A 7,906-nucleotide genomic window follows, 5' to 3' on the forward strand; every position below is an offset into this window, starting at 1 on the left:
GGGTCTCTTTCCAGAACAAGGTCAGGTGTGTTCTGATGGTGCGCGGGGCAGATTGCCCGATGAGTAGGGCAAAGTCTGGCATAAGAGTAGCCGAGACCGCTGACAGAGTGGTCCCGCGGGCGTTTCTTCGAGCGACCTGTGCCAGCATGGAATGGTGACCGACCACTGGCAAGCCCCCGACTCCCCGGTTCCGCCCCAATACGGGGAGTTTGCCACGCCGACACCCTCCTACCAGGGCCCCCGTCCAGGGCAGGGCTGGGCGCCGCCGCCCAAGCCCGGGTTGATCCCGCTGCGACCGATCGGTCTCGGCACCCTGCTCGGGGCATCCTTTCAGGTGCTGCGTCGAAACCCCAAGGCGACGTTCGGCAGCGGTCTGATCATTCAGGCGGCCATCATGCTGGTCACCGTGCTGGTTGTCGGCCTGGTCACGCTGTGGGCGTTCGACCGGATCGACAGCGCCCCGCTCGACCAGCAGGACGCCGTCGCGGCCGGCTCAGTGCTGACCGGCGTCCTCTCGGCCATTATTCCGCTGGCCCTGACCGTGATCGCCTCGGCACTGTTGCAGGCCATCATTGTGGTCGAGGTGGCCCGCGCGACCCTCGGCGAAAAACAGCGACTCAGCGCTCTGTGGCGGCGAGCGGCGACCCGCCTCTGGCCACTGGCGCTGTGGACCCTCCTCATTACCGGCGCGCTGCTGCTCGGCGTCGCCGTGGTTGCCGGCATCGTCGTGCTGCTGGTCGCCGTCGGCGGTGTCGCGGGCATCGTCGCCGGGGTTCTGGTCGGCGTCTTTGGCGGGCTGCTGCTCGCTGCGGCGAGCTTCTACTTCTATACCAAGACCAGTGTGGTGCCGAGCCTGATCGTGCTCGAAAATTTGAGCGTGCGGGCATCCATTATTCGGTCATGGTCGCTCACTCGCGGCTATTTCTGGCGCACGCTCGGCGTGCTGCTGCTGGTCACCCTGATCGTGCAGGTCATCAGCCAGGTCGTCAGCCTTCCCGTCTCGCTCGTACTCGGCTTCGGAACCGTGCTGGTCGACCCCAACGGTGCCTTTGCCCTCGAATCGTCGATCGTGACGCTCGTGGTCACCTTGATCGTTGCCATCCCCATTGCGGCCGTGGCCGCGGTCGTGCAGTCGGCGGCCGTCGCGCTGATTTACCTCGACCTGCGCATGCGCAAAGAGGGCCTCGATTTGGAACTCGCACGCTACGTGGAGTCGGCGGCGCAGGGCTTCGACGTGCCAGACCCCTATCTGGTCACCGGGCACCCGGCGCCATGACCGTGGCCGTGATGCTGCTCATCGGCGCGGTCGGTGTCCCGGTTGATCCCGACGCACCGGATGCCCGCAGCTGGCTGCGCGAGGAACTCGCCAAGGCACAGTACACCGCGGCCAGGCCGACCTGGTTCGATCGGGTCGCGCAGACTTTTCTGGACTGGCTGCAGTCGCTGACGTTGCCGTCCGGTGACGGCGCCAACTGGCTGCCGGTGCTCGCGACCCTGGTCGTGATCGCGGCGATCGTGGCCAGCTGGCTGGTGTTCGGGGCTCCGAAACTGGCTCTCCGGCGGCGGATCAGCAGCGAATTGTTCGGCGCCGTCGACCAGCGCAGCAGCGCCGAGATGCGCACGGCGGCCTCTCGAGCTGCCAGCGTGGGCGACTGGAGCCTCGCCTGTGAAGAGATTTTTCGCGCCGTGGCCCGCGCTCTCGCGGAGCGCACCGTGCTGACGGTCACCCCCGGCACGACCGCGCACGATTTCGCAGCGCGGGCCGGGCTGGCATTCCCCCAGTCCGGCGCTGCACTCTCGAGCGCCGCTAACATTTTCGACCGCGTGCGCTACCTCGAGCAGGCCGGCACGGAGGCGGAGTATCGCGCCCTCACGGAGCTGGACGCCGAGCTCGGCGCGGCATCGCCCGCGCCGCTGGCTGGAGTGCTGTGAGCGCGCCCGTGATCGTTGGTGAAACGGATGTCGCCACTCCGACCCTGCGCGCCCAGCTGCGCCGTTCCTCATTCTGGATCATCGCCGGCGCCGGCATCATCGTCGTCGCGATCGTCGCCGTGCTCGTGTCGGGCGGCGCCAACGTCGCCGGCCGCGCGCTGGCCGGGGACAACCCCGCTCCGGCCGGTTCGATGGCCCTGGTCGAAGTGCTGCGCCAGCAGGGCGTCACCGTGACACTGGCCGATTCCCTGGCCAAGGTGCGAAGCCTGGCCGAAACGGATTCAACCGTTCTGCTCTACGACGAAAACAGCTATCTGGTCGATTCCCAGCTGGCCCAGCTGACCCGGCTGGCCGCGCGCACCGTTGTCGTGGCGCCGGACTTTCTCACCCTGCAGTCGCTCGCTCCGACCGTCGGTTTCGGCGGGGTGTCCGGCGCGGAATCTCTCGTCGCCGACTGCGCCCTACCGGCCGCGAACCGCGCCGAAGAGCTGATTCCCGGCGGCGACACGCTGTCCCTTCCGGCCGATTCCCTGCTGATGGGCTGTTTTCCGAGCGGCGACAACACATTCTCGATGGTCGCCAACGACCGAACCACACTGGTCGCCGACCTGCGGGTGTTCAACAACGAAAACGTGGCCGGCTACGGCAACGCGGCGCTGGCCCTCGGCCTGCTCGGCCAGAGTGACTCCCTGATCTGGTACCTGCCGACGCTCGCCGACCTGCCCCGCACCGGGCCGCCCTCGCTCGCCGAACTGACGCCCGGCTGGGTGACCCCGGTCCTGCTGCTGCTCGGGCTGACCGCCGTGGCCGCAGCGTTCTGGCGGGGACGACGATTTGGGCCGCTCGTGGCCGAGAACCTGCCGGTCACGGTGAAGGCGAGCGAGACCATGGAGGGTCGCGCCCGGCTCTATGCCCGCGGCAATGCCCGACTGCGCGCCCTCGATGCGCTCCGAATCGGGGCGGTGCAGCGACTCGCCAGCACCGTCGGGCTCGGGCATCTCGCCGCGCTGGAGGAGATCATGCTCACCGTTGCCGGGATCACCGGGCGCACCCCGGCCGAGGTACGCAGTGTACTGGTCGAGGCTGTTCCCACCAGCGATGCCCAACTTCTGGCATTGTCGGACGCGCTGCAGGCTCTGGAACGCGCGACCAGCCGGGCCGTCGCTGCGGGAGTGGCGGCATCCGTTTCACAACAGTCTTTAACCGATCCAGCCGAAAGAATGGAACCATGACGATTCCCACCACGCCTACCCAACTGCCGGTCGCCGATGAGGCAGCAGCCCTGCGCGCGTCGCTCAACCGGGTGCGCGCCGAGGTCGGCAAGGCCGTCGTCGGCCAGGACGGCGCGGTAACCGGGCTGATCATCGCCCTGCTCGCCCGCGGCCATGTGCTGCTCGAGGGCGTGCCGGGGGTGGCCAAGACGCTGCTCGTGCGCACGCTCAGCCAGGCGCTGAGCCTCGATACCAAGCGCATCCAGTTCACGCCCGACCTGATGCCGGGCGATGTGACCGGGTCGCTCATTTATGACGCACGGGCCGGCGAGTTCGAGTTTCGGCGGGGGCCGGTGTTCACCAACATCATGCTCGCCGACGAAATCAACCGCACGCCGCCGAAGACCCAGTCGGCACTGCTCGAAGCGATGGAGGAACGTCAGGTCAGCGTCGACGGCGAGTCACTGGGGCTGCCGGAGCCGTTCATCGTGGCGGCGACCATGAACCCGATCGAGTACGAGGGCACGTACACGCTGCCCGAGGCCCAGCTCGACCGGTTTCTGCTCAAACTCGTGCTCGACGTGCCGCAGCGCACCGAGGAGATCGAGGTGCTGCGTCGCCACGCGGCCGGATTCAACCCGCGCGATCTGGCCGGTGCCGGCGTCACGGCGGTGCTGGGTGCGGCGGAACTCGCGGCGGCGCAGGCTGCGGTTTCTCGGGTCGGTTCGAGCGCGGATGTGCTCGCCTACCTCGTCGACCTGGCCCGCGCCACGCGCGTGAGCCCCTCGGTCAAACTCGGCGTGAGCCCGCGCGGAACGACCGCGTTGCTCGCGGCGGCCAAGGCGTGGGCCTGGCTGAGCGGGTATGACGCGATCACGCCCGATCACGTGCAGGCGATGGTGTTACCGGTCTGGCGGCACCGCGTGCAGCTTCGACCCGAGGCCGAACTCGAGGGCGTCTCGGTCGATGCGATACTGCGCGGCGTGCTGCAGCAGGTTCAGGTTCCGATCTAACGATGACGATCAGCGGACGGTTCGTTGCACTCGTCGCTCTCGGCGTGGTGCCCATCGTGCTGCTCGGAAACACGGCGCCGGTCGCTTTCGGGCTGCTTTCAGCCTGGCTGCTGCTGGTGATCGTGCTCGGCGGCATCGACCTCGCTCTCGCCGCCTCGCCGCGCGCACTGACCGTCGAACGGATGCTGCCCGCCCGCGTGCGACTCGGCGAATCGGTCACGAGCGGGCTCTACCTCAGCAATTCCGGCCGTCGACGCCTGGTCGGCGTGGTGCGCGACGCCTGGCAACCGTCGGCGGGTGCCAGCACCAACCGCACCCCGATCGAAATTCCGCCGGGAGAACGGCGCCTCGTCTCGCTCGTGCTCACGCCCTTTCGCCGGGGCGAACGTCGAACACTGGAGGTGACGGTGCGGTCCCGCGGCCCGCTGGGTCTCTGGAACCGTCAGGTGACCCTGAACGCGCCCGGGCACATCCGGGTCCTACCGCCGTTTCACGCTCGCAAACACCTGCCGTCCCGCATCACCCGGCTGAAGGAGCTCGACGGGCGTACCAGCGTGATGGTGCGCGGGCCGGGCACCGAATTCGACAGTCTGCGTGAATACGTGCGCGGTGACGACGTGCGCTCGATCGACTGGCGCGCCACCGCCCGGCGGAACGATGTGATGGTGCGCACCTGGCGGCCGGAACGGGATCGCCGCGTGGTCATTGTGCTCGACACCGGCCGCACCTCGGCGGCCCGGGTGAGCGACGAACCACGGCTGGACACCGCGTTCGAGGCCGCGCTGCTGCTCGCCGCCCTCGCCTCGGTCGCTGGCGACCGGGTGGACTTTCTCGCCTTCGACCGGCGGGTGCGCGGTCGGGTGCAGGGCGCCAGCGGGGCCGCGCTGCTGGCGCAGATGGTCGATTCCATGGCCCTGATCGACCCGGAACTGATCGAAATGGATTGGGCGGCCGTTCCCGGCCAGGTGCGCTCGATCACGAGCCAGCATGCCCTGATCGTGCTGCTGACCTCGATCGACGCTGCCGGCGCCTCGACCGGGCTGCTCTCGGTGCTGCCCCAGCTGACCAAACGGCACACGGTTGTGGTGGCATCCGTTCTCGACCCGGTCACCGTTCTCGCGGCCGGTGAGCGCGGTGGCCGCGACGAGATTTACCGAGCTGCGGCAGCTGAGCGGGCCCTGCTCGACGTGGCCCGCGTGTCGGCCGCGATCCGTCAGCTGGGAGCGGATGTCGTCACCGACTCCCCCGCGCAGCTTCCGCCGGCCCTGGCCGACCGGTACATCGCGCTGAAGGCCGCCGGGCGGCTCTAACTCAGGCGCTGTAGATTCGGGTGCTTCCGGCTTCGAATTCGCCGAGGTCGCCGGTCTCGCCGGCCCGGAAGGCACGGCCACCGACGACGATCATGTACGTCAGAAAGGCACCCAGAGCGACTGCTCCGATGCCGATCTTGACCGGCCACGGCCACGGCTGCGAGGTGACGAAGCCCTCAATAATGCCGGACACCAGCAGCACGAAAACCAGACCAATGGCCACCGTGAACAGCGCCCGCCCGTCTTCGGCGAGGGCTTGCCCGCGGGTGCGTGCGCCGGGAGCGATCCAGGCCCAGAAGATCAGTAGCCCACCGGCCGCCGCCACAAAAATCGCGGTGAGTTCAAGCAGGCCGTGCGGAGCGATATACAGAAAGAACACGTCACCCTTGTCATAGGCGAACATCACGGCCGCCGTGGTCCCGATGTTCATCGCGTTCTGCAGAATAATGAACGGCACGTACACTCCGACGATGCCAAAAGCGATGCATTGCCCAGCGATCCAGGCGTTGTTGGTCCAGACCAGCCCGGTGAACGATGCCGCCGGGTTCGCCGAGTAATATCCCACGAAATCCTCATTCGCGATCTGCGCGAGTTGGGCATCCGTTCCCAGGTTGGCCAGCACCTGCGGGTCGTTGAACGCCCACACGGCGTAAAGCGCGGCGACCGCGAACGTCACGACGGCAACGGCGAGGGTGAGCCAGCGCAGCCGGTACAGGGCCGCGGGAAGCTGAGCCAGGAAGAACCGGGGAATCTGCGCCAAAACATTGGCACTCACGCCGGTGAACCTCAGCCGCGCCCGCGACAGACCGACCGATAGCCCATCCCCCTCGAGGGTCGACCCGGCGGTGGACTTGATGGCGGAGAGTTGGGTGGCTCCAGCCTGATACCGCTCGATCAGCTCGTCCGCCTGGGCACCGGTCAGACGCCGACTGGCCCCAAGCTCGGTCAGGCGGTCCCAGTCTGCGCGATGCGCTGCCGTGTATGCGTCGAGATCCATCTGGTTCAATAGTAGACATGAAGGAGACCGCGCGTCCGTCTGATCGTGCCGAACATGACGACTTGGCGCGCGATGACGAGCTCGTGACCGGCGAGGCGGTTGCGCTCGACGTGCGGCCGGCCAGCGTCATTCTGCGCGCTGCCGGCTCGATCATCGACACGATCGCCTACGCAGCCCTGTATTTGCTCATTCTGCTGGCTTTCTTTGTGGCCTTCGGGGACAGCGCCGACCCGGCGCTCACCCAGGCGGTCGTGATCGCCGCGCTGGTCTTCTCTATTCTGGTCGTGCCCGTGCTGGTCGAAACTCTCACACAGGGCCGTTCGCTCGGCAAACTCGCCATTGGCGCCCGCATTGTGCGCGACGACGGCGGAGCGATCTCACTGCGGCACGCCTTCATCCGTTCCCTCACCGGCGTGCTTGAGATTGTGATGACCGTCGGCGGACTGGCCGCAACCGTGGCCCTCCTCAATGGCCGCTCCAAACGACTCGGCGACCTGCTCGCCGGCACCTACAGCCAGCACGAGCGCGTGCCGCGCAACCGCGAGGTCGTGCGACCGCTCCCCTCAGAACTCCTGGTCTGGTCCCAGACCGTCGACGTCGCCCGGCTGCCCGACCGCCTGTCCCGCCGCGTCGCCCAATACCTGCGCCAGTCTCCACACCTCACTCCGCTCACGCGCGAGCACCTGGCTCAATCCCTGGCCGCCGAGGTCACTCCGTTCGTCTCGCCATTGCCTGAATCTTCCGCCGAGGACCTTCTCGCTGGAGTCGCCGCAGTGCGCCGCGAACGCGACTACACCGCGCTCCTCCTCGAACGTGAGCGTCTCGCCCGCCTGGCCCCGGTCTTGACCGGCCTCCCCCACGGCTTCCCCAACCGCTAGAGAACCACAGTGGCTGGTTTTCGCAGGCCGCCTCGCGTTGGTCGATGGCGGTCTCGACAAGCTCGACCAACGGATGACTGCGAGCGGGAACATGCTCGCTGCGACCTGACACACGTGGGCGGCGCGTCGGGAATGGAGACCTCGCTGCGTTAAACGCATTACTGGGGGCTCCAGGTGTTCCTGGCCGAACCGGTATTCGGCACGGCGATGCCACCGATTCTTTATGTCTATATCAACGGTGCCGTGATCATCGGAGCGGGGGCCGCGAAGCTCCTCGCACTGGTCATGGCCATGCCAGCCGCAGACGAGTGGATCGGCGAGACGGTCGCCATCCTCGCGCCGATTGGGCGCGTCGCAGCTGGACAAGCGCAGGAGATCCGCATCAGCGAAAAGCAACGGGCCACCCGCGTAGACGACTAGTCCCGGCAACGCACGTTAACGCTAAAAGGCCACCCCGGGGTGGCTCGTTAACGCAGAAAAGCCACCCCGTGAGGGATGGCTCTCTGTTGTTTCTAAGTTAAGTCCGGCGGTGTCTTACTCTCCCACAGGGTCCCCCCTGCAGTAC

At 67.5% G+C, this 7,906-nt stretch carries 8 protein-coding genes; 7 read left to right on the forward strand and 1 reads right to left on the reverse strand.

Annotation, left to right across the window (positions count from 1 at the left end; all coding sequences use genetic code 11):
• Positions 1–154 precede the first annotated feature (154 nt).
• Genes E3O45_RS17425 through E3O45_RS03670 form a run of 5 tightly spaced genes read left to right on the forward strand, consistent with a single transcriptional unit; the run spans position 155 to position 5,466 of the window.
• A complete protein-coding gene (locus E3O45_RS17425; RefSeq protein ID WP_166789387.1) occupies positions 155–1,276 on the forward strand; it encodes a hypothetical protein in 1,122 nt (373 codons plus the stop codon).
• Complete coding sequence (locus tag E3O45_RS17430) at positions 1,273–1,932, forward strand: DUF4129 domain-containing protein (RefSeq protein WP_166789388.1); 660 nt, start codon at positions 1,273–1,275, stop codon at positions 1,930–1,932. The genes E3O45_RS17425 and E3O45_RS17430 overlap by 4 nt, the downstream gene beginning before the upstream one ends.
• The gene (locus E3O45_RS03660) at positions 1,929–3,164 is read left to right on the forward strand and encodes a DUF4350 domain-containing protein (protein ID WP_134441790.1); all 1,236 of its coding nucleotides are present in this window, start codon (positions 1,929–1,931) and stop codon (positions 3,162–3,164) included. The genes E3O45_RS17430 and E3O45_RS03660 overlap by 4 nt, the downstream gene beginning before the upstream one ends.
• Positions 3,161–4,156 (forward strand): MoxR family ATPase, encoded by a 996-nt coding sequence (locus E3O45_RS03665; protein WP_134441792.1) that lies wholly within the window; start codon positions 3,161–3,163, stop codon positions 4,154–4,156. Before E3O45_RS03660 ends, E3O45_RS03665 begins: the two co-directional genes overlap by 4 nt.
• 2 nt (positions 4,157–4,158) lie before the next feature.
• Positions 4,159–5,466, forward strand: coding sequence for a DUF58 domain-containing protein (locus E3O45_RS03670; RefSeq protein ID WP_134441794.1), 1,308 nt, complete (start codon positions 4,159–4,161; stop codon positions 5,464–5,466).
• 1 nt (position 5,467) lies between these two features.
• On the opposite strand, the gene E3O45_RS03675 is transcribed toward E3O45_RS03670, so the two are convergent.
• Complete coding sequence (locus tag E3O45_RS03675; protein WP_134441796.1) at positions 5,468–6,463, reverse strand: stage II sporulation protein M; 996 nt, start codon at positions 6,461–6,463, stop codon at positions 5,468–5,470.
• A 17-nt stretch (positions 6,464–6,480) separates the two neighbouring features.
• Between E3O45_RS03675 and E3O45_RS03680 the strand changes: the two genes are divergently transcribed.
• Both E3O45_RS03680 and E3O45_RS03685 read left to right on the forward strand, forming a co-directional pair.
• Positions 6,481–7,341, forward strand: coding sequence for an RDD family protein (locus tag E3O45_RS03680; protein WP_134441798.1), 861 nt, complete (start codon positions 6,481–6,483; stop codon positions 7,339–7,341).
• Between the two features lie 174 nt (positions 7,342–7,515).
• Complete coding sequence (locus E3O45_RS03685) at positions 7,516–7,761, forward strand: hypothetical protein (protein WP_134441800.1); 246 nt, start codon at positions 7,516–7,518, stop codon at positions 7,759–7,761.
• Positions 7,762–7,906 lie beyond the last annotated feature (145 nt).

The sequence above is a fragment of the Cryobacterium sp. TMS1-20-1 genome (genome assembly GCF_004402355.1).
In the GTDB taxonomy this organism is placed as follows: Bacteria; Actinomycetota; Actinomycetes; order Actinomycetales; family Microbacteriaceae; genus Cryobacterium; species Cryobacterium levicorallinum.

Coding starts and splice junctions, on each gene's coding strand:
- E3O45_RS17430 (WP_166789388.1), top strand. CDS start 1,273: ATGACCGTGGCCGTGATGCTGCTCATCGGCGCGGTCGGTGTCCCGGTT.
- E3O45_RS03665 (WP_134441792.1), top strand. CDS start 3,161: ATGACGATTCCCACCACGCCTACCCAACTGCCGGTCGCCGATGAGGCA.
- E3O45_RS03670 (WP_134441794.1), top strand. CDS start 4,159: ATGACGATCAGCGGACGGTTCGTTGCACTCGTCGCTCTCGGCGTGGTG.
- E3O45_RS03675 (WP_134441796.1), bottom strand. CDS start 6,463: ATGGATCTCGACGCATACACGGCAGCGCATCGCGCAGACTGGGACCGC.
- E3O45_RS03680 (WP_134441798.1), top strand. CDS start 6,481: ATGAAGGAGACCGCGCGTCCGTCTGATCGTGCCGAACATGACGACTTG.